At 63.0% G+C, this 21,221-nt stretch carries 14 protein-coding genes; 13 read left to right on the top strand and 1 reads right to left on the bottom strand.

What is annotated here, in order from left to right; all coding sequences use genetic code 11:
• The first annotated feature begins 27 nt into the window (after positions 1 to 27).
• The 3 genes from LGH83_RS12955 to LGH83_RS12945 all read left to right on the top strand — a co-directional run bounded on the left by LGH83_RS12955 (position 28) and on the right by LGH83_RS12945 (position 3,250).
• Positions 28 to 489, top strand: coding sequence for a hypothetical protein (locus LGH83_RS12955; RefSeq protein WP_227399031.1), 462 nt, complete (start codon positions 28 to 30; stop codon positions 487 to 489).
• A 44-nt stretch (positions 490 to 533) separates the two neighbouring features.
• Positions 534 to 1,466, top strand: coding sequence for a 4-hydroxybenzoate octaprenyltransferase (ubiA, locus tag LGH83_RS12950; RefSeq protein ID WP_227399030.1), 933 nt, complete (start codon positions 534 to 536; stop codon positions 1,464 to 1,466).
• A 146-nt stretch (positions 1,467 to 1,612) separates the two neighbouring features.
• The gene (locus tag LGH83_RS12945) at positions 1,613 to 3,250 is read left to right on the top strand and encodes a DHA2 family efflux MFS transporter permease subunit (protein ID WP_227399029.1); all 1,638 of its coding nucleotides are present in this window, start codon (positions 1,613 to 1,615) and stop codon (positions 3,248 to 3,250) included.
• A 20-nt stretch (positions 3,251 to 3,270) separates the two neighbouring features.
• On the opposite strand, the gene LGH83_RS12940 is transcribed toward LGH83_RS12945, so the two are convergent.
• A complete protein-coding gene (locus tag LGH83_RS12940) occupies positions 3,271 to 3,744 on the bottom strand; it encodes a DUF2244 domain-containing protein (RefSeq protein WP_131119346.1) in 474 nt (157 codons plus the stop codon).
• A gap of 88 nt (positions 3,745 to 3,832) precedes the next feature.
• On the opposite strand from LGH83_RS12940, the gene nth reads away from it, so the two are divergent.
• The 10 genes from nth to glgX all read left to right on the top strand — a co-directional run bounded on the left by nth (position 3,833) and on the right by glgX (position 21,181).
• The gene (nth, locus tag LGH83_RS12935; protein WP_413771044.1) at positions 3,833 to 4,561 is read left to right on the top strand and encodes an endonuclease III; all 729 of its coding nucleotides are present in this window, start codon (positions 3,833 to 3,835) and stop codon (positions 4,559 to 4,561) included.
• 199 nt (positions 4,562 to 4,760) lie between these two features.
• Positions 4,761 to 5,453, top strand: a complete 693-nt coding sequence (locus tag LGH83_RS12930; protein ID WP_131114033.1) for a glutathione S-transferase family protein — start codon at positions 4,761 to 4,763, stop codon at positions 5,451 to 5,453.
• Entirely contained in the window at positions 5,450 to 6,577 is a 1,128-nt protein-coding gene (gene queG, locus LGH83_RS12925; protein WP_227399028.1) for a tRNA epoxyqueuosine(34) reductase QueG, read from the top strand. Before LGH83_RS12930 ends, queG begins: the two co-directional genes overlap by 4 nt.
• Positions 6,574 to 7,458 carry an NAD-dependent epimerase/dehydratase family protein gene (locus LGH83_RS12920; protein WP_227399027.1) on the top strand — a complete coding sequence of 295 codons (885 nt, stop codon included), beginning with the start codon at positions 6,574 to 6,576 and terminating at the stop codon, positions 7,456 to 7,458. Before queG ends, LGH83_RS12920 begins: the two co-directional genes overlap by 4 nt.
• Positions 7,459 to 7,778: 320 nt before the next feature.
• The gene (locus LGH83_RS12915; RefSeq protein ID WP_227399026.1) at positions 7,779 to 10,292 is read left to right on the top strand and encodes a glycogen/starch/alpha-glucan phosphorylase; all 2,514 of its coding nucleotides are present in this window, start codon (positions 7,779 to 7,781) and stop codon (positions 10,290 to 10,292) included.
• A 17-nt stretch (positions 10,293 to 10,309) separates the two neighbouring features.
• Entirely contained in the window at positions 10,310 to 12,511 is a 2,202-nt protein-coding gene (gene glgB, locus LGH83_RS12910) for a 1,4-alpha-glucan branching protein GlgB (RefSeq protein WP_227399025.1), read from the top strand.
• Positions 12,512 to 12,575: 64 nt separating this feature from the next.
• The gene (glgC, locus tag LGH83_RS12905; protein ID WP_131195459.1) at positions 12,576 to 13,844 is read left to right on the top strand and encodes a glucose-1-phosphate adenylyltransferase; all 1,269 of its coding nucleotides are present in this window, start codon (positions 12,576 to 12,578) and stop codon (positions 13,842 to 13,844) included.
• Positions 13,845 to 13,851: 7 nt separating this feature from the next.
• Positions 13,852 to 15,342, top strand: coding sequence for a glycogen synthase GlgA (glgA, locus tag LGH83_RS12900; RefSeq protein ID WP_227399024.1), 1,491 nt, complete (start codon positions 13,852 to 13,854; stop codon positions 15,340 to 15,342).
• Positions 15,339 to 16,970 carry an alpha-D-glucose phosphate-specific phosphoglucomutase gene (locus tag LGH83_RS12895; protein ID WP_227399023.1) on the top strand — a complete coding sequence of 544 codons (1,632 nt, stop codon included), beginning with the start codon at positions 15,339 to 15,341 and terminating at the stop codon, positions 16,968 to 16,970. The genes glgA and LGH83_RS12895 overlap by 4 nt, the downstream gene beginning before the upstream one ends.
• On the top strand, positions 16,967 to 21,181 hold the full coding sequence (glgX, locus tag LGH83_RS12890; RefSeq protein WP_227399022.1) for a glycogen debranching protein GlgX: 4,215 nt from the start codon (positions 16,967 to 16,969) through the stop codon (positions 21,179 to 21,181). The genes LGH83_RS12895 and glgX overlap by 4 nt, the downstream gene beginning before the upstream one ends.
• The last annotated feature ends 40 nt before the right edge of the window (positions 21,182 to 21,221 follow it).

Below are 21,221 nucleotides of genomic sequence, written 5' to 3'. Positions count from 1 at the left end.
CAAGAGACCGACACGATGACAGACGGCATGTTTCAAGAGCTAACGGTCAAGACGGGCGTTTCTCGGAGCCTGCTGCGTGTCGCGGTCCTGGCGATTGCCAGCGCTGCCTGTGCGGGCGCCGCCATGGCGGATTGCAATGACGACTTCGCCAAGCTGATGAGCAAGCGCATGAGCGAGATCGGCGCGCTCAACAAGATTTCCAAATCCAACGGCGGTAAGCTCGATCCGATCGCCGCATGCCCACGCTTGAAGAGCCTGTCGGCTGCCGAGGGCGAAGTTGTCAATTACATGACGAAGAACAAAGAATGGTGCGGCCTTCCGGACGATCTGATCGAGAAGATGACGGCGAGCCGTGCCAAAACTGCGAGCATCGCGGTCAAGGCCTGTAGCTTTGCGGTCAAGATGAAACAGGCTCAGCAGCAACAGGCCCAGCAAGCGCAGCAGGGGCAACAGGAACAAGCCGTCAAGTTGCCGACTGGCCCCCTGTAAAGGCTTGTCGCGCACGAGGCGAGCCACGATAGCGGGTTCCGACGATGGCTGAGCCAAATGCCTACGCGTTGCCCGATACAACGGGCCATTGGGTCATTCGCTACTCGCCCGAAGCATGGCGTCCCTATCTCCAGCTCGCGCGGATCGATCGACCGATCGGTTGGCAATTGCTGCTCCTGCCGTGCTTATGGGGCGCGGCTTTGGCTGGGGTCGCGGCCCATCGAGCGCCGGATCTCTTACAGATCCTCCTGTTTGCGGTCGGCTCGATCGCCATGCGAGGCGCGGGATCGACCTTCAACGACATCGTCGATCGAGACATCGACCTTCAGGTGGAGCGCACCCGGAACCGGCCGATTCCAAGCGGCCGCGTCACCCGCAAGCAGGCCGCCGTCTTTCTCGTCGTCCAGCTCCTGATTGGGCTGGCGGTGCTGCTCTGCTTCAATCATTTCACGATCGCACTCGCCTGTGCGTCGTTGGTGATCGTCGCGCTCTATCCCTTCGCCAAGCGGGTTTCATCTTGGCCCCAAGCCGTCTTGGGACTGGCTTTTGCCTGGGGTGCGCTGGTCGCCTGGGCCGCCGTTTTCGGCTCGCTGGCTTGGGCGCCCATTTTGCTCTACGCCGCTGCGATCTTCTGGACCATCGGCTATGATACGATCTACGCGTTGCAGGATCGGACCGACGATGCGGTGGTCGGCATCGGATCGACGGCTCTGTTCTTCGGCGACAAGGTGCGGTTCGGCGTTGAAGCGCTGTATGCTGTCGCGCTCGCGCTCGCGGTCGGGGCCGTCACGCTCGCGGGGGGCGGGGTCTGGGCTTGGCTTGGTGTCGCGGCCTTCGGCTGTCACCTCGCTTGGCAGGTTTTCCGGATCGCGCCAGAGAGCACGACCCGGTCGCTCGATCTTTTCCGGGCCAATCGTTATGCCGGGTTGATGCTTTTCGCGGGCCTCGCGGTTCAAGCCCTGTCGGCTCGTCTCTAGCCTGCGGCATCCGTGACAATCCATGTCACCCGCGACCGGGAACCTTGAGCGCAACGGTTTGGTTCGCCTTCGCATCTAGTGGTTCTTGAGGGTCGTTGCCCGACTCATGGCGAAAGACCCTCGTCGTCTCGCGAGTAAGCCCGTCGATGAGCAGCAGTTCCGTGCCGAAGAGCCACGCCAAACAGGCGGTGGCCTCAAAACCGAAACAGACAGGCGCAGAGCTCAAAGGCGTCAACCCATGGGTCATCGCCAGCATCGTGTCGATCGCAACCTTCATGGAGGTGCTCGATACGACGATCGCCAATGTGGCGCTCCGCTATATCGCGGGCGGCTTGGCTGTCGGGCCGGATGAGGCCGCCTGGGTCGTCACCACCTATCTGGTCGCCAATGCGATCGTGCTGTGTGCCAGCGGCTGGATCTCGAAGGCGTTCGGTCGCAAGCGTTTTTTCCTCGTTTGCCTCGCCCTCTTCTCGATCAGCTCGGTGCTGTGTGGGCTCGCCTGGAGCCTGCCGTCCCTGCTCTTGTTCCGCATCATGCAGGGTCTTGCGGGTGGCGGCATGACACCGGTGGCGCAGTCCATCCTGGCGGCGGCGTTCCCGCCCGAAAAGCGCGGCCAAGGCTTTGCCCTCTATGGCATCGCGGTGGTGGTCGCTCCGGTTGTTGGTCCGACGCTCGGGGGGTGGCTGAGTGACAATTATTCCTGGCACTGGTGCTTTCTGATCAATGCTCCGGTTGGCATCGCCTGCATCCTCCTGGTGCATTTCTACATCCCGGATTCCGCCAAGGAGATCGCCGATCGCGCCAAGCTCTGGGCCAAGGGGCTCCGCTTCGACTACATCGGCTTCATCCTGATCGCGACATTCCTCGGCGCCTTGGAAGTCGTGCTCGACCGCGGGCAGGAGGATGACTGGTTCGGCTCCGGCTTCATCATCACCTTCGCGGTCATCACGGCCCTGTCGTTGATCCTGTTCATCCCGTGGGAGCTGACCCGCAAGGATCCGGTGATCGACCTCAAGATGCTGGCGGGGCGGCAGTTCGGGGCATGTTTCCTCGTGATGCTCGCGACGGGCGCGATTCTGATCGCCACCACACAATTTCTTCCGCAGCTGCTGCAGGACTATTACGGCTACACCGCAACCCTGGCAGGGCTGGCGCTGTCGCCCGGTGGCCTCGTCACCATGTTCATGATGTTCGTCGTCGGGCGCATCTCCGGGCTGGTGCAGCCGAAATATCTCATCGCGGTCGGGGCGCTCATCGTGGCGCTAGCGATGTATTATTTGACGAATATCTACGCCGACAACAGCTTCGAGTTCTTCGTGTGGTCACGCGTCTATATCGGCATGGGCTTGCCGCTGATCTTCATTCCGATCACGACGGCGTCTTACGATGGCATCCCGCCCGATAAGACCGATCAAGCCTCCGCGCTCATCAACATGGCGCGAAACCTCGGCGGTTCGATGGGGGTCTCGCTCGCGCAGACCATCTTGGCCCGCCGGGAGCAGTTCCACCAGAGCCGTCTCGTCGAGACGGTTGGCTCATGGAACCCGTTCTATGGCAACACCCTCCACCAAGCGACGCAATATTATGCAAACCAAGGGGGTGGCGGAGGCACACCCTCGCAGCAAGCCGTTGGTTGGATCGGGCAGCAGGTGCAGACGCAGGCCGCATTTCTGGCCTATATCGATGTGTTTTATGCGCTGGCGATCGTGTCGGCCGTCGCGGTGCCGCTCGCCCTGACGCTACGATCCGTCAAAGCCGGTAAAGCGCCCGCCGGCGCGCATTGACGGCGAACGTCCAGTCCGTGTCAGGAGAGGCGCATTCCGGCGCGCGCCTGAGCGAGACCGCGAGACAATCGATCGGCGAATTTCGCCTTCTGGTCGGGCCCGAGAAAGGACGCAACTTCGAGCCGTTGCCCGCGCGAGACGACATCGATCCGCATGGTGCCATAATCTTCATGCTCGTCGCGCTGCAGCCGCACCCAAGAGGGGTTGAACCGCCATTCGGCTCGGAGACCCTTGGGGCTCACCTTGGCGACCGAGAGTTCGAGAACCGTCAGGGTCACGTCTTCATAGGCGCGAGCCTGCCGAAAACTGGCCTTGAACGCGATATAGACCGCGAGAACATCGAGCCCCATGAAGCCGGCGACCGGCCAGGCTCCCATCATCACGAACGGGAGGCTCGCCACCACGCCGCCCGCGCCCACGGCTCCGAGCAGGACGTGAAACTGCTTCCGGCTGAGGGAGCGGTGCGGGCGCAACCGTTCGGACAGGATCGGCATGTCGGCTGGATCGATCGGTGGATCGGGGACGTGAGACACGATCGACCTCGCGGCTTGTTCTCGAACTGCCGTGGAGTATAAGACCGCGATGGCTCGAGGAAAGATCCGGCTCTCGCCTAAGCTCGGCAAAGGGCGTCAATCGGCGACCATGTCGCAGGCAGAGACGACGCGGATCGACGCCATCTTCAGGCGGTTTCGCGAGCGCGATCCTGCCCCCGTGACCGAACTGATTTATATGACGCCGTTCAGCCTCCTGGTTGCGGTCGTGCTTTCGGCCCAGGCCACGGACGTCAGCGTCAACAAGGCGACGCCAGCTTTGTTCGCTCGCGCTGCCGATCCGGCCGCCATGGTGGCGCTGGGCGAGGCGCGGGTGCGCGATGCGATCAAGACGATCGGGCTTTACAACATGAAGGCCAAGAACGTCGTGGCCTTGAGCGAAAGACTGCTCCTCGATCATGCGGGCGAGGTGCCGCGCGACCGCGCCGCGCTCGAAGCGCTTCCAGGGGTCGGAACGAAAACGGCCGCCGTGGTGATGAACGCCTTATGGGGGGAGCCGACGATCGCGGTCGACACCCATGTGTTCCGCGTTTCGAATCGATTGCCGCTTGCGGTCGGCAAGACGGCGGATGCGGTCGAGGCCGGATTGATGCAGGTCGTCCCGGACGCCTTCAAGTCGTATGCCCACCACTGGCTGATCCTGCACGGCCGCTATACTTGCACGGCGCGACGGCCCGCCTGTCCGACCTGTCTCGTGCGCGACCTCTGTCTGTGGCCGGACAAGACCGTGGCGGCGCCGCAACGCGGGGTTGAAGCCTAGAAAGGCTCGGCCTATAGGGTCACAGTGTTTCGCGTGAGATCGGGCGTTGATGCCGATGGCCCGGCCCACTTCTCATCCTTAACGCTGACTTAACGGCTTCGGGCGACAAGCAGACACCCAAGACGTGGCTCGTGTCGTTGCGGGCCGATCCACTCGAACGCCATGCCCTCTCCTACGGCTGGCCGGTCTTCAGGGCGACATGACGGACCTCTATCATTATCCCCTTTGCCCGCATTCGCGTTACGTCCGACTTGTTCTCGGGGAGCTCGGTATTGAGCCGCAATTGATCGAGGAGCGCGCCTTCGACAGGCGTGAGGAGTTCCTTCTGATGAACCCGGCCGGCACAACCCCGGTGTTGGTCGAAGACGCCTTGCCGCCGGTGCCGGGCTGGGCGCCGATCGGCGAATATCTCGATGAAACGCGCGGATTGGCGCTGGGGCCTCAACGTCTGCTGCCCGACGATCCCGCAGGACGTGTGGAAGTGCGTCGATTGCTGGATTGGTTCAACATCAAATTCTTCAACGAAGTGTCGAGCCATCTCGTGACCGAGAAGGTCTATAAGCGTTTCATGAGCTACGATCAGGGTGGCGGGGCGCCCGATATGGACATCGTGCGGGTGGCACGCGCCAACATCCGCTACCACATGCGCTATATCGGGTATCTGATCCGCACCCGAAACTGGCTCGCGGGGGAGACCATGACCTATGCGGATCTGGCGGCGGCGGCGCATCTGTCGACGATGGACTTCCTGGGCGACGTGCCATGGGCCGAAGACGAGACCGCGAAGGCCTGGTATGTTCGGGTGAAGTCGCGTCCGGCCTTTCGCGCGCTGCTGGCCGATCGGGTGCCGGGAATCACACCGAGTCCGATCTACGCCGACCTGGATTTTTGACCCAGATCCTGACGCTCAGACAACGTTTGGACGCCAAAGCGACGGAGCTCGGCTTCGATTCCTGCCGCATCGTGAGGCCCGACGCGATCCCCGACGCCGCCGAGCGCCTGGCGAGGTGGTTGGCCGAGGGCCACCAGGGCGATATGGGCTGGATGGCCGAGACGGCGGCCCGCCGCAGCGATCCCCGTGTTCTGTGGCCGGCGGTGCGCAGCATCGTCATGCTCGGCACCAATTACGGTCCGGCTGTCGACCCGCTCGAGACGCTCAGTCGGCGCAACAAGGGTGCGATCTCGGTCTATGCGCGCCATCGTGATTACCATGATGTGATCAAGGGCAAGCTCAAACATCTCGCAACATGGCTGGCGCGGGCGTCGGACGAGGAGGTGGCCGTCAAGGTCTTCGTCGATACGGCCCCGGTGATGGAAAAACCTCTGGCGGCCGCCGCGGGCGTCGGCTGGCAAGGCAAGCATACCAATCTGGTGTCGCGCGATTTCGGATCCTGGCTGTTTCTCGGCTCGATCTTCACGACGCTGGATCTCGCCGTCGACACCGCGATGGCGGACCATTGCGGATCGTGCCGCGCCTGCCTCGACATCTGCCCGACCAAGGCCTTTCCGGCCCCGTACCGCCTCGACGCTCGCCGCTGCATCTCCTATCTGACGATTGAACATCAGGGTCATATCGACCGGCATTTTCGTCCCGCAATCGGCAACCGCATCTATGGTTGCGATGATTGTCTCGCCGTGTGTCCCTGGAATAAATTCGCTGAGGTGTCGCGCGAGGCCAAGTTGACGGCGCGCGCGGATCTCGCCGAGCCCTCCCTGGCGGATCTCGTCGACCTCGACGATGCGGCGTTCCGGGTCTTCTTCTCCGGCAGCCCCATCAAGCGGATCGGACACGCGCGCTTTCTCCGAAATGTTCTGATTGCGATTGGGAATTCGGGCGATCCCTCGCTTGCGCCGCATGCCGTCGCGCGGTTGCGCCACCCCTCGCCGCTGGTGCGCGCCATGGCTGTGTGGGCGCTGCATCGTCTCATCGGCCGCGCCGCTCTGCGACAACAGGCCGGCGAGACCGTCCAGCAAGATCCCGATATCGATGTTCGCGCCGAATGGGAGGCTGCATGAGCCTGTTTGTGTTTGGGATCGGTTATACGGCTGGGCACTACCTCGGCGATGCGCGCAGCCTTGAGATCGATGGCCCCGCGATCGGGACGGTGCGAACGGCCGACAAGGTCGAGGCGCTCGGGCGCAAGGGACAAGCGGCGCTTGTGTTCGACGATGGTCATGCCGATCCCGCGATCGAGACCGCTTTGGCGCAGGCCGATCGCCTGCTGGTCAGCGTCCAGCCCGGCCTGAACGGCGATCCCGTCCTGTCGCGCTTTACGGATTCCATCGCGGCTTCCCCGCTCGCCAGCATCGTCTATCTGTCGACCATCGGGGTGTATGGCGATCACGGGGGCGCGTGGATCGATGAAACCACCCCGGCGGAGCCGCTCAGCGAGCGCGGTCGAGCCCGCGTGGCGGTCGAGAACGCTTGGTTGTCACTTGGTCAACGTACCGGAAAGTCCGTCCAAATTCTGCGGTTGGCTGGCATCTACGGGCCGGGGCGCAACGCGCTCGACGATCTTCGCCAGGGCGACGCGAGGCGCATCGATAAACCCGGTCAGGTGTTCAACCGCATCCATGTCGATGATATCGGCCGCGCGATCGGGCAAGCCTTCGCGTTCAGGGGGGGATGCCGTGTGTGGAACGTTACCGACGACGAGCCCGCCCCCGCCCCGGAGGTGGTGGCCTATGCGGCGCGGCTGATGGGTCTCGAGCCGCCACCCCTGATCCCCTTCGGTGACGCCCCGCTCTCGCCGATGGCGCGGAGCTTCTACGCGGCAAACCGACGTGTCTCGAACCGCGCGCTGACGCAAGACCTTGGGGTGACGCTTGCCTATCCGACGTACCGGGACGGGCTAAGCGCTCTTTGGGCTGCCGGCGAAGGACGCGGGCCGGTTTGATAGCCATGGCGACTCGCTCACGTTGACGATCCGGCCGGCTGTCATCATTCTTTCGTGCCGATAATGCTCCTGTTGCAACGAGGTCATTTATGGCAAAGCTCGAGTTGCGTCGTCGACGTTGCCGATCTCTGTGTTGGGGTCATGAAAACGCATGGAGTGTGGCGTCCGCAGTGGTGCGGCTTGCAGGGCGGGGTTCCCGAATTGTCTTAAGAAACTTCTGGTAGAGGGCTGTTTCGGCGAATGAGCCGGGTCGCCCGGCCAGCGTGTTCGCCTGTGGCGAATGTGATCCAAATCGCTTTAGCATCGAGGATGGCGCGCGTATGACGACCGACCAACACACCGCCCCGGCTCTGCACAGCGCGTCCGCCACGGAATTACACGCACCGAGCTCGGGTGACGTGCAAGCCCTGCGCGACGCGATCGTGGCCAAACTCTATTATGCAGTCGGCAAGACCGTTTCGGGCGCCAGCGAGCGCGACTGGTTCGTGGCCTCTGCCCTGGCGGTGCGCGACCGCATGGTCGATGGGTGGCAAGAGTCCTACAACCGCACCAACACGGACCAGACCAAGCGCGTCTACTACATGTCGCTGGAGTTTCTGATCGGCCGGCTGCTGTTCGATGGCATGACCAATCTCGGTATGATCGAGACGATGCGCGAAGCCTTAGCCGGCCTCGATGTCGATCTCGACCGGTTGCGTGCGATCGAGCCCGACGCGGCGCTGGGCAATGGTGGCCTCGGCCGGCTGGCCGCCTGCTTTATGGAGAGCATGGCGACGCTGGCGATTCCAGCCTATGGCTACGGCATCCGCTACGACCATGGCTTGTTCCGGCAGGTCGTGAAAGACGGCTGGCAGCAGGAATATCCCGAGAACTGGTTGTCGAACGGCAATCCATGGGAATTCGAGCGGCCGGAAATCGCCTATGATATCGGCTTTGGCGGGACGGTGGAGACCCTTCATTCGCCGGACGGTACGCCGCGCCATATCTGGCATCCGGGCGAGACGATCGAAGCCGTCGCCTATGATACGCCGGTGGTGGGCTGGCGGGGCAAGCACGTCAACACACTGCGGCTGTGGTCGGCACGCGCCATCGACGCGCTGCGGCTCGATGCCTTCAACGCGGGCGACTATTTCGGCGCGCTCGCCGACCGTGTGCGAGCCGAGTCGATCTCGAAGGTGCTCTATCCGAGCGATGCCACCCCGGCCGGACAGGAATTGCGCCTCAAGCAGGAATTCTTCTTCGTCTCGGCCTCTCTGCAGGACCTTCTCCGGCGACACCTGAAGCAATATGGCACGCTCGAGTCGCTTGCCGACAAGGCCGCGATCCAGTTGAACGATACGCATCCGGCGATCGCGGTGGTCGAGTTGATGCGGATCCTGGTCGATGATCACGCGATGCCGTGGAGCAAAGCCTGGACCATCACACAGGCGACGCTGAGCTATACGAACCATACGCTGCTGCCGGAGGCGCTCGAAACTTGGCCGGTTCCACTGATGGACCGCCTTCTACCGCGCCACATGCAGCTCATCTATCTCATCAACGCCGTCCATCTCGACGGTTTGCGGATTCAGGGCACGAGCGATTCGGACACGTTGTCGTCCGTCTCGCTGATCGACGAGCATCACGGCCGCCGCATCAAGATGGGAACGCTGGCGTTCCTCGGCGCCCACAAGGTCAATGGCGTTTCGGCGCTCCACACCGATCTGATGCGCAAGACGGTGTTCAAAAACCTCAATGGCCTCTACCCGGACCGGATCACCAACAAAACCAACGGAATCACGTTCCGGCGTTGGCTCTACGAGGCCAATCCTGCCCTGACCAAGCTGCTGGTCGAGGTGGCGGGCGAGAAGGTGCTCGATGATCCGCGCTATCTCGAAAAGATCGAGCCGCTCGCGACCGACGCCGGCTTTCAGGACCGGTTTCGGGCCATCAAGCGCGACAATAAGATTGCGCTGGCGACCGTCATGGCGGCGCGCGTCAATGTCGCGGTCGACCCGGATGCCATGTTCGACATCCAGATCAAGCGGATCCACGAGTATAAGCGGCAGCACCTGAATCTGCTCGAGACCATCGCGCTCTACAACGCCATCCGGGCCGAGCCGTGGCGGGATTGGGTGCCGCGCGTCAAGATCTTCGCCGGCAAGGCGGCCGCGAGCTATCACACGGCCAAGCTCATCATCAAACTGGCCAACGATGTGGCACGCGTCATCAACAGTGACCCGGCCGTGCGCGGCCTGCTCAAGGTCGTGTTCCTGCCGAATTACAATGTGAGCTTGGCCGAATCCATCATTCCGGCGGCTGATCTCTCTGAGCAGATTTCGACCGCCGGGATGGAAGCCTCCGGCACCGGCAATATGAAACTCGCCCTGAACGGAGCCTTGACGATCGGCACCCTCGACGGCGCCAATGTCGAAATCCTCGAACATGTCGGGGCCGAGAACATCTTCATCTTCGGCATGACGGCGGCCGAGGTCGAGCAGCGGCGCGCCAGCGGCCTGTCGGCGCGCGATGTCATTGCGGCATCGCCAAAATTGGGTGAGGTGCTCGACGCCGTCGAGTCGGGTGTCTTCTCGCCCGATGACCCCTCGCGCTATCTAGGGCTCGTCGATATTCTGCGGGATCACGATCACTTCTTCGTTACATCGGATTTCGACGCTTATTACGAATCGCAGCGTCAGGTGGATGCGCGTTGGCTCGACCGGGCAGCCTGGTGGCAGTCGAGCATCCTGAATACCGCCCGCCTCGGATGGTTCTCGTCGGACCGCACGATTGCCGAATATGCGAGCGAGATCTGGAACGTACCGGTTCGAACCGCATTGAACACGACACGGTAAGTAGATTGGGGAACCCTATGATTGACGGCTGGCGCGCAGATGACGGTGATGTCACGGCCTTCGTCGCGGCTCGCCACGGGGATCCATTCGGCGTTCTCGGTCTTCATGCGACGCCAGATGGTCCGGTGATCCGCGCCTTCGTTCCAGGTGCGGATCGGCTAACCGCTCTCGACCCGGCAGGCAAGCCGATCGTCGAACTCACGCAACGGGATCCGGCTGGCTTTTTCGAGGGCTTGGTCAAGGCACCGAAAAGCGCCCCGTTCCGCTATACTCTGCAGGCTGAAAATGCCGGCGGATCCTGGACGTTCGAGGATCCATATCGGTTCGGTCCAGTCCTCGGTCCGCTCGACGACCACTTATTCGCCGAGGGGACGCATCGCGAGGTCTACGAGCGGCTTGGCGCTCACGTGATGGAACACGAAGGCGTCACGGGCGTGAATTTCGCTGTCTGGGCTCCCAATGCCGAGCGGGTCTCGGCGGTCGGCAGCTTCAATGATTGGGACGGCCGACGCCACCAGATGCGAAAACGCATCGGCAGCGGATTGTGGGAAATCTTTGCCCCGGGCGTAGAGCCGGGTGCTGTTTACAAATATGAGGTCGTGGGGCGAGGCGGCGTTCTTCTGCCACTCAAGGCAGATCCGGTCGGCTTCATGAGTGAACTCCGCCCCAAGAATGGCTCGGTCGTCGCGCCGTCCAAGCCATTTCCCTGGACGGACGACGCCTACCTCGAACATCGTCAGACCATCGATCGACGTCGGGCTCCGATGACGATCTACGAGGTCCATCTCGGGTCGTGGAAGCGCGGCGACGACAATCGGTTTTTGACCTACGACGAACTCGCAGACGACCTGATCCCCTATGCGGTGGAGATGGGCTTCACCCATCTCGAATTTATGCCGGTGTCCGAATATCCCTACGATCCGTCCTGGGGGTATCAGCCGATCGGGCTCTTCGCACCCACCCGTCGCTTTGGAGATCCGGACGGGTTCGCCCGCCTTGTCGATCGCGCTCACGCCGCAGGGATCGGCATCATTCTTGACTGGGTTCCGGCGCATTTTCCGGTCGACATGCACGGTCTCGCGCTATTCGACGGAACGGCGCTCTACGAACATGCCGATCCTCGGCAGGGGTTCCACCCCGACTGGAATACCGCGATCTATAATTTCGGCCGTCGCGAGGTTGTCAGCATGTTGGCCGCCAATGCGGTCTTCTGGCTCGAGCGATTCCATGTGGATGCCCTCCGGGTCGATGCGGTGGCGTCCATGCTCTACCTCGATTACTCTCGGAAAGAGGGCGAGTGGGTGCCCAATTGGGACGGCACCAACGACAACCGGGAGGCTGTCGCGTTCCTCAAAGGCGTCAACGAGCTCGTCTACGAACTCCACCCGGGCGCGATGACGATCGCGGAGGAATCAACCGCTTGGCCCGGCGTCTCGGCCCCCACTTATGCGGGCGGACTCGGCTTCGGCTTCAAGTGGAACATGGGGTGGATGCACGACACGCTCGAATATATCTCGACCGATCCGGTGCATCGGCAGTGGCACCACGATCAGCTGACCTTCGGGCTGCTCTACGGCTTTTCGGAAAATTTCATTCTGCCGCTCAGCCATGACGAAGTGGTGCACGGCAAAAAGTCGATCCTGTCGAAAATGCCTGGAGACGAATGGCAACGCTTCGCCAATGCGCGAGCCTATTACGGCTTCATGTGGGCGCATCCGGGCAAGAAGCTCCTGTTCATGGGCCAGGAATTTGGCCAGACGCAGGAGTGGAAGGAATCGCAGAGCCTCGATTGGCATCTGCTGCAATATCCCTTCCACGCCGGCCTGAAGGCGCTCGTGCGGGACCTCAACCGCGTCTATGGCGACACGCCGTCACTCTATGCGCGTGACTGCGAGCCCGAAGGCTTCCGTTGGATCGTGGCGGACGACCGGCAGCAATCTGTTCTGGCTTGGCTGCGGACCGGCAATCCGGGCGACGCGCCGGTCGCGGCCGTGTCGAACTTCACTCCGGTGCCACGTAGCGCCTATCGCATTGGCCTTCCGATGGCAGGCCATTGGCGCGAGATCATGAACACCGACGCATCGGTCTATGGTGGATCAGGGACGGGCAATTTGGGCGGCGTCGTTGCGACCGATATCCCGGCCCATGGTCTTCCGGCCTCGGCGGAGATTTACCTTCCGCCTCTCGCAACCGTCTACTTTGAATTTTCACAAGCGTGACGCACAATCAGACACGGTTTGGAGCCGATCAATCCGCAAAAAAACCGCGTGGGGAGATGATTTCATGAACTCGAAGGCGCCCATCCAAGGACCTCTCTCGCGTCACGCCATGGCTTATGTCCTGGCTGGAGGGCGTGGGAGCCGGTTGATGGAATTGACCGACTTTCGCGCCAAGCCGGCGGTCTATTTCGGCGGCAAATCCCGCATCATCGATTTTGCGCTGTCGAACGCGCTTAATTCCGGCATCCGGCGCATCGCGGTCGCCACGCAATATAAAGCCCATAGCCTCATTCGCCATCTCCAACGTGGCTGGAATTTCTTTCGGCCAGAGCGGAACGAGAGCTTCGACATTCTGCCGGCAAGTCAGCGCGTTTCCGAGGATATGTGGTATCTTGGTACCGCAGACGCGGTGTATCAGAACATCGACATCATCGAAAGCTACGACCCGAAATTCATCGTGCTGCTGGCGGGTGATCACATCTACAAGATGGATTACGAGAAGATGCTGCAGCAGCACGTCGACTCGGGCGCCGACGTGACGGTAGGTTGCCTCGAGGTGCCCCGCATGGAAGCCGTCGGCTTCGGCGTGATGCATATCGATGAGAACGACCGGATCCTGTCATTCCTCGAAAAGCCCAAGGATCCGCCGGCCATGCCCGGCAATCCCGATGTGGCGCTCGCCAGCATGGGCATCTATGTTTTCGACACCAAGCTGCTGTTCGACGAGTTGCGTCGCGATGCAGCCGACCCGTCCTCGGCGCACGATTTCGGCAAGGATATCGTGCCGTATCTCGTCAAGCATGGCAAAGCCATCGCGCATCATTTCACCGACAGCTGCGTGCGGTCGAGCAACGAGGCCGTGGCCTACTGGCGCGATGTGGGGACGGTCGATGCTTATTGGGAAGCCAATATCGATCTCACCGATGTGGTCCCAGACCTCGACCTGTTCGATAAGGATTGGCCGATCTGGACCTATGGAGAGATCACGCCGCCGGCCAAATTCGTCCACGACCTCGACGGGCGCCGCGGCCATGCGATCACGTCGCTGGTGTCCGGCGGGTGCGTGGTCTCCGGTGCCTTCTTGCGGCGATCCTTGCTGTTCACCGGCGTTCGCCTGAACTCCTACGCGAATGTCGAAAACGCGGTGATCATGCCCTACGTGCAGGTGGGTCGGTCGGCCCGGCTGAAGAATGTCGTGATCGACCGCGGCGTGCATATCCCAGAGGGTCTGGTGATCGGCGAGGATCCGGGGCTCGACGCCTCGCGATTCCGTCGTACCGACAAGGGCATTTGTCTCGTCACCAAGTCCATGATTGACAACCTGAGCCGGTGAGGGCGATTTGCCGAATCTTCAGGTTCTCTCGGTTTCATCCGAGCTCTTTCCGCTGATCAAGACGGGCGGCTTGGCCGATGTGACCGGTGCTTTGCCGGCCGCACTCGCCAAGGAGAATGTCGCGATCCGGTCCTTGTTGCCGGCCTATCCGGCGGTGTTGCGGGGACTTAAGGATGCGACCGCCGTGCATGCCTACAAGACGTTGTTCGGCGGGCCCGCGCGCATTTTGGCCGGCACGTCGGGTGGGATCGAGATTTTCGCTCTCGACGCCCCCCATCTCTTTAATCGCGAGGGAAATCCCTATGTGGCGTCGAACGGGTCGGACTGGCCCGACAACGTCCTTCGGTTCGCAGCCCTCGGCCGCGTCGGGGCCGATATCGCGCTCGGTGCCATCGGCGGCTACCGACCCGATGTCGTCCATGCCCATGACTGGCAGGCCGGGCTGACGGCCGCTTATCTCCGTTACAGCGGGCAGCGCGCCCCCGGTACGGTCTTCACCATCCACAATATGGCATTCCCGGGTCTCTTCCCGTCCTCGTCCATGCCGGAGATCGGCCTTCCTTGGGAGGCCTTCACGGTGAATGGCCTCGAATATTACGACAAAGTCAGTTTCTTGAAATCCGGCATCGTTTTTTCGGACAGGATCACGACCGTGTCGCCGACCTACGCGACCGAAATCTTGACCCGGGACAACGGCATGGGGTTCGACGTTCTGTTGCGAAGCCGATCGCAGGCTCTGTCCGGCATCCTCAACGGCATCGACGACGTGGTTTGGAACCCCGAGACCGACAAGATGCTGGCCAAGCCCTATTCGGCCAAATCGCTGAACGGTCGCGCCGAGAATAAAAGCGCGTTGCAAAAAGCCTATGGTTTGCCGGTCAAACCCGAGACCTTGTTGTTTGGCGTCGTCAGCCGGCTCTCGAGCCAGAAGGGCTTGGATCTTCTGCTCGAGGCAATCCCGACCCTCATCGATCTCGATGCCCAATTGGTGCTTCTCGGCTCCGGCGATCGGTGGATGGAGGAGGCGTTCAATGCCGCCGCTGTCCGCGATCCGGACCGGATCGCCTGCCGCATCGGCTATGACGAGCCGATCGCGCATCTGATTCAGGCCGGCAGTGACGCACTTCTGGTGCCCTCACGGTTCGAGCCTTGCGGCCTGACGCAGCTCTGTGCCTTGCGGTATGGCGCGGTGCCAGTCGTGGCGCGTGTCGGCGGCCTTGCCGATACGATCGTCGACGCTAACGAAATGGCGGTGGCCAGCGGTGCCGCAACAGGTTTGCAGTTCAGCCCGGTCACGGCCGATGCGCTGCGGGCCGCGCTGCATCGGACCACGGCCCTTTATCGCGACACCCCCGCGTGGACCAGGATGGTCCTCGCCGGCATGGCGACCGACGTGTCCTGGCGCAGGCCCGCCCGGCGAACCGCCGACCTCTACCGAGCCATTGCGGCCGACACCGAAAAAAACAAAGACGACACGCCAGCTGGAGCGGCAGCATGATCCGGACGATCCCAACAACACCGTTCACCGACCAAAAGCCCGGAACCTCTGGGCTTCGCAAAAAAGTCCCGGTGTTTCAGCAGCCGCATTATATCGAGAATTTCGTCCAATCCGTCTTCGACAGTCTCAGCGGCTATACGGGCAAGTCGCTCGTGGTCGGTGGCGACGGCCGTTACTACAACCGCGAAGCCATACAGACCGTCATCAAGATGGCGGCCGCCAATGGCTTCGGTCAGGTCATCGTCGGGCAGGGCGGTATCCTCTCGACGCCGGCGGCCTCGAACCTCATTCGACAGACCTCGTCGTTCGGCGGCCTGATCCTGTCGGCCAGCCACAATCCGGGTGGCCCGGATGGCGATTTCGGAATTAAATACAATGCCAGCAACGGCGGCCCCGCCCCCGAGAAGATCACCGACGAGGTCTTCGCCCGCACCAAAACGATCACCGAATATCGTATTGCCGACGTGCCGGACATCGATCTCGATCAGATCGGCACCTACGAGATCGCCGGGATGCGGGTCGATATTGTCGATCCGGTGAGCGACTACCTGGCCCTGATGGAAACGCTGTTCGATTTCGACGCGATCCGCGCCATGTTCGCCGGCGGGTTCAAAATGACGTTCGACGCGATGTCGGCCGTGACAGGCCCCTATGCGACCAAGATTTTGGAAGACGTGCTCGGTTCCGGGGCCGGGACGGTCATCAACGGCATACCGCTGCCGGATTTCGGCGGGCATCACCCCGATCCCAATCTGGTCCATGCCAAGCAAATCTACGATCTCGCGATGGCCCCGACGGGTGCGCCCGACCTCTGCGCCGCCTCCGATGGCGATGGGGATCGCAATCTCATCATCGGGCGCGGGATCTTCGTGACCCCGTCCGACAGTCTCGCGGCCCTCGCGGCCAATGCGCATCTGGCGCCGGGTTATAAAGGCGGCTTGGCCGGGATCGCCCGCTCGATGCCGACCAGCGGCGCGGCCGATCGCGTCGCGCAGAAGAAGGGTCTCGCCTGTTACGAGACCCCGACCGGCTGGAAGTTCTTCGGCAACCTGCTCGACGCGGGGATGGCGACCATCTGCGGCGAGGAGAGCGCCGGCACGGGGTCGAGCCATGTGCGCGAGAAGGACGGCCTCTGGGCCGTGCTGCTCTGGCTTAATATCCTGGCGGTTCGCAAGACCAGCGTTCAGGCCATCATGCAGGATCATTGGGCAACCTACGGGCGCAATTATTACGCCCGTCACGATTACGAGGAAGTGCCGGCCGAAGGCGCAAACGTGCTGGTCACTGAACTGCGCGCCAAGTTGCCGACCTTGAAGGGGCAGACGCTCGACGGTTTGACGATCGCCAACGCCGACGATTTCGCCTACCACGATCCGGTCGACGGGTCGGATTCAGCGCATCAGGGGATCCGCCTTCTGTTCGTGGACGGCTCGCGGATCGTCTATCGCCTCTCGGGAACCGGAACGGCGGGAGCGACCTTGCGGGTCTATATCGAGACGTTCGAGCCCGGCCCAGAGCGTCTCGATCGCGAGACGGGCGATGCGCTGAAAACCCTGATCGGCCTCTCACGATCGATCGCCGGGATCGAGCAGCATACGGGCCGGACCGAACCGTCGGTCATCACATGAGTCTTGGGGTTCGCCGGGTATCGGCGGGTTCTCCCGAGCCGCTCGGGGTGACACTGCAGGGCGATGGCTTGAACGTCGCCGTGTTTTCGGCGAATGCCGATGCGATCGACGTCTGTCTCTTCGATGAGACGGGCGATCAGGAACTCGAACGCATCCGCTTGTTCGAGCGGACCGGGGACGTGTTCCACGCGCATATTTCCGGGGTTGTCGAGGGCGCCCGTTACGGATTGCGGGCGCATGGGCCGTATGATCCCGGCCGGGGGCATCGGTTCAATTCCGCCAAACTGCTGATCGACCCGCATGCGCTGGCGCTCGATCGGCCGTTCGTGCTCCATCCCTCGATGTACGGGTTCGTGGCCGGTAGCGATGCCCGTGACGACACCGACAGTGCGTTCGCGATGCCGAAGGGCGTTGTTGTGGCGCCCACCGGAGTCGAGCCGTGGCGTGATGGCGCCGGATGGCCCCGCACGGTCATCAGCGAATTGCATGTGCGGGGCTACACCAAGCTGCATCCCGGCGTGCCAGAGGCATTACGCGGCACATTCGCGGGTTTGGCGTCTCCGGCAGGCGTGGATCATCTCGTCAAACTCGGCATCACCACGGTTGAATTGATGCCGGCCGCGGCCTGGATCGACGAGCGGCATTTGCCGCCGCTCGGATTGACCGATTACTGGGGCTATAATCCCGTCGCCTTCTCGGTTCCCGACCTGCGTCTCGCGCCCGGCGGCTGGGCCGAGGTCCGCGCCGCGACCGCCGCCTTGAATGCTGCCGGTATCGAGGTCATCCTCGACGTCGTCTACAACCATACCGGCGAGAGCGACGAACTCGGCCCGACCTTGTCGCTCCGTGGTCTCGACAACGCGTCCTATTATCGACTTCGCCCCGACAATCCGGCGCTCTACATCAACGATTCCGCCTGCGGCAACATCCTGGCGGCGGATCGCGCCCCGGTGGTGCGCCTCGTGCTCGACTCGCTCCGCAACTGGGCGCGGCTGGGCGGCATCAACGGCTTCCGTTTCGACCTCGCAACGACGCTCGGTCGCCGGGCCGAGGGCTTCGAACAGCAGGGGTCGCTGCTGACCGCCATCGAGCAGGATCCGCTGCTCCGCAATCTCAAGCTCGTGGCCGAACCCTGGGACATGGGGCCGGGCGGTTACCGGGTGGGTGGATTCTCGGCCCCTTGGGCCGAATGGAACGATCGCTATCGGGATGCGGCTCGTCGCTTCTGGCGTGGCGACGCCGCCCCGGCCGAACTCGCGCCCCGCGTGACCGGCTCGGCCGATCTGTTCTGGGCCAAGCGGCGCCCCTCGCGCAGCATCAACTTCATCACGGCCCATGATGGTTTCACGCTTCGCGATCTCGTCTCGTATACGGGCAAGCGAAACGATCGGAACGGCGAGCAGAACCGCGACGGCGGCCACCAGAACTGGTCCTGGAACTGCAGCATCGAAGGCGAAACGGACGATCACGGCGTCAATGCCGGTCGCCTGCGGGATCAGCGCAACCTGCTCGCGACCCTGTTGTTGTCGCGCGGGACACCCATGCTCGGCCCCAGCGTCGAACGCGGCCTGACACAAGGAGGCAACAACAACGCCTACGCGCAGGACAATGAGACGGCCTGGACCGACTGGTCGCGTCCCGACGAGCTCTCGAGCTTCATCCGGCAACTGATCGCGATCCGCCTGGCCAATCCGGCCATCACGGCGGACCATTTTCTGACCGGCGACTTTGCCGAGGGTCAGCGTTACCCCGACATCGAATGGCGGCGGCCTGATGGGCAGGCTCCCCAGGCCTGGGATTGGGAGCATCCCGCGACACGGACATTGATCGAGGTTCTCAACGCCGAAGGCTCCGAGGATGAGACGCCGAACCGCGTCACCATCATCCATCACAGCGGCTTCGAGCCGCTTCAGGTTATCTTGCCGGAAGTTCGAACCGGGCATAGTTGGCGGCTTGTTCTCGATACGGCCGAGCCCGACGCCGCCACAACGCGCCGCCACGCGGGCGAGAGCGGCCTTGATGTCGCGCCCCGAAGCGTCGTGGCCCTGGTCGAAGAGCCGGGGAGCGTCACCGGAACCACCTCGCGTCCTCTCGCGCCTGAGCTTGTCGACCGGCTCGCGATTGCGGCCGGGATCGCGCCCGACTGGTCCGAGATGAATGGTGTTCGTCATGTCGTCACCGGCCAGACCAAGCTGGCCTTATTGACAAGCATGGGCCTCGCGGTCGGGTCCAGCGGCGAGGTGCGCGATAGCCTCGATCTTCTCTCACAACGCCGCGAGCGGCGTCTTCTGCCGGCCAGTCTCGTGGCGTGGGAAGGCCAACGACCGATCGTGCGGGTCGCGGCCAGCCGACGCCTCGGCGGGCGGTTGCGTCTTACCATCGCGCGGGAAGATGGATCGAGCGATTCGATTTGGCTCAACCTGGACGATGCCCAGCGGAGCGCAGCGGTGGGATCCGACGGGCGCCCTGCACCCGCCTATCACCTACCCATCCCCAGCCAGCCAATCGGGCGACATCGCCTCTGGGTCGATAGCGATCCGACGATCATCTGTGCGCTGACGGTTGCGCCCTCTCGGTGCTACCTGCCTCCGGAACTGCTCGGCGGCCACAAAGCCTTCGGGATCGCGGCGCATCTCTATACGCTGCGGAGCGCTGCGGATCAGGGCATTGGCGACTTTTCGACGCTCGCCCGTTTCGCCGATGCGGCCGGGCGGCACGGGGCCGAACTCGTCGGCCTCAATCCGCTTCATGCGCTCTTCGCCGAGCATCGCGATCGCGCTAGCCCTTATCACCCGTCCGATCGGCGCTACCTCGATCCGATCTACATCGATGTGACCTCGCCGGACGTGGTCTGCGGTTCGCCGCTGGTCAAAAAGGCGTTGGACGATCAGGCTGGCGCCATCGCGGCGCTGCGGGCGCTCAAGAATGTCGCCTATCCCGGCGTCTGGTCCTTGAAAAAGACGGTGCTTCGCGTCGCCTTCGACGTGTTCGATGCGCGTCGCAAACAATCGCGCGACGACGCCGACATTCGGGATTTCGAAAGCTTCGCCCGAGATGGGGGAACGTCGCTCGCCCATTTCGCCGCCTTCATGGCGATTGAGGCAGAGCGCCAAGGTCAGCCCTGGTGGGAGTGGCCGGACGGGTTGCGACGACCGGAAGCGGCTGGGATCGCGGAATTTGCGGGCACCAACACCGGCGACTTCTTCTTTCAGATCTATCTGCAATGGCTGGCGGATCGGCAGTTCGGTGCGGCCGCTGCCGCGGGCCGCGCTGCGGGCTTGAACTTCGGCTTTTATCGCGATCTCGCGGTCGGCACGGCGAATGACGGGGCCGAATCCTGGGCCAACCAGGGCGTCTATGCGACCGGCGTCTCAGTCGGAGCGCCGCCGGATGCCTTTTCGGCCAATGGCCAGACCTGGGCACTCCCGCCGCCCAACCCGGCGGTCCCGGGCCGGGCTTGGCTCGACACGTTCGCGACCCTCCTGGCCGCCAATATGCGGCATGCGGGAGCGCTGCGGATCGACCACGCCATGGGTCTGTCACGGCTGTTCTGGATCCCCGACAATGCTCCGGGATCGGCCGGAGCTTATGTGCACTATCCAATGGAAGAAATGATCGGCGAGTTGTCGCTCGAGAGCCACCGGGCCAAATGTCTCGTGATCGGCGAGGATCTCGGGACAGTGGCACCAGGCTTCCGCGACCGAATGGCGGCAGCCGATATCCTGAGCTATCGCGTCGTGTTTTTCGAGCGCGAGAAGGAGGGGCTTGGTTTCGATCCGGCCAGCGCCTATCCCGAAAAGGCGGTCGCCTGCGTGTCGACTCATGATCTGCCGACGCTCTCGGGCTGGTGGCATGGGCTCGAGATCGAGGAGCGTCGCGCCATCGGCTCGTTCACGCCGGAGGAGGCCGACAAGGCCGAGGCGGACCGCGCGATCGAACGCGTGAAGCTGGCCGAGGTCCTCGGCGCACCGGGTCTCGCCGACAATCCCGATGCTGGTTCCGAACTGGTCGGCGCCATTCACCGCTTCGTCGGCTCGACCCCCTCGATGCTGGTGATGGCGCAAGCCGATGATCTCGTGGGCGAACGCGTCGCCGTCAACCTTCCGGGCACCGATAACGAGCGCCCGAATTGGCGACGGCGCCTCGATGTCGATGTGAGCGATTTGTTCGAGCTTCCGGTGGCGAAGGCCAGTCTGCCGCTCCGCCGTTGAGGCAGAATGCGCGGGCGATTGTCCGCGCGCGGCCCGGCGA

Origin of the sequence: Lichenihabitans sp. PAMC28606, from assembly GCF_020616535.1 — a bacterium.
GTDB classification, from domain to species: Bacteria; Pseudomonadota; Alphaproteobacteria; order Rhizobiales; family Beijerinckiaceae; genus Lichenihabitans; species Lichenihabitans psoromatis.
The sequence above is the reverse complement of the archived record's forward strand: the minus strand, read 5'-3'. Positions and strand labels throughout refer to the sequence as shown.

Bases quoted from the DNA above. Each gene is read 5' to 3' on its own strand.
- LGH83_RS12930 (WP_131114033.1), top strand. From the start codon at position 4,761: ATGACGGACCTCTATCATTATCCCCTTTGCCCGCATTCGCGTTACGTC.
- LGH83_RS12955 (WP_227399031.1), top strand. From the start codon at position 28: ATGTTTCAAGAGCTAACGGTCAAGACGGGCGTTTCTCGGAGCCTGCTG.
- LGH83_RS12915 (WP_227399026.1), top strand. From the start codon at position 7,779: ATGACGACCGACCAACACACCGCCCCGGCTCTGCACAGCGCGTCCGCC.
- glgX (WP_227399022.1), top strand. From the start codon at position 16,967: ATGAGTCTTGGGGTTCGCCGGGTATCGGCGGGTTCTCCCGAGCCGCTC.
- glgC (WP_131195459.1), top strand. From the start codon at position 12,576: ATGAACTCGAAGGCGCCCATCCAAGGACCTCTCTCGCGTCACGCCATG.
- glgB (WP_227399025.1), top strand. From the start codon at position 10,310: ATGATTGACGGCTGGCGCGCAGATGACGGTGATGTCACGGCCTTCGTC.
- ubiA (WP_227399030.1), top strand. From the start codon at position 534: ATGGCTGAGCCAAATGCCTACGCGTTGCCCGATACAACGGGCCATTGG.
- LGH83_RS12945 (WP_227399029.1), top strand. From the start codon at position 1,613: ATGAGCAGCAGTTCCGTGCCGAAGAGCCACGCCAAACAGGCGGTGGCC.
- LGH83_RS12895 (WP_227399023.1), top strand. From the start codon at position 15,339: ATGATCCGGACGATCCCAACAACACCGTTCACCGACCAAAAGCCCGGA.
- LGH83_RS12920 (WP_227399027.1), top strand. From the start codon at position 6,574: ATGAGCCTGTTTGTGTTTGGGATCGGTTATACGGCTGGGCACTACCTC.
- LGH83_RS12940 (WP_131119346.1), bottom strand. From the start codon at position 3,744: ATGCCGATCCTGTCCGAACGGTTGCGCCCGCACCGCTCCCTCAGCCGG.
- nth (WP_413771044.1), top strand. From the start codon at position 3,833: ATGGCTCGAGGAAAGATCCGGCTCTCGCCTAAGCTCGGCAAAGGGCGT.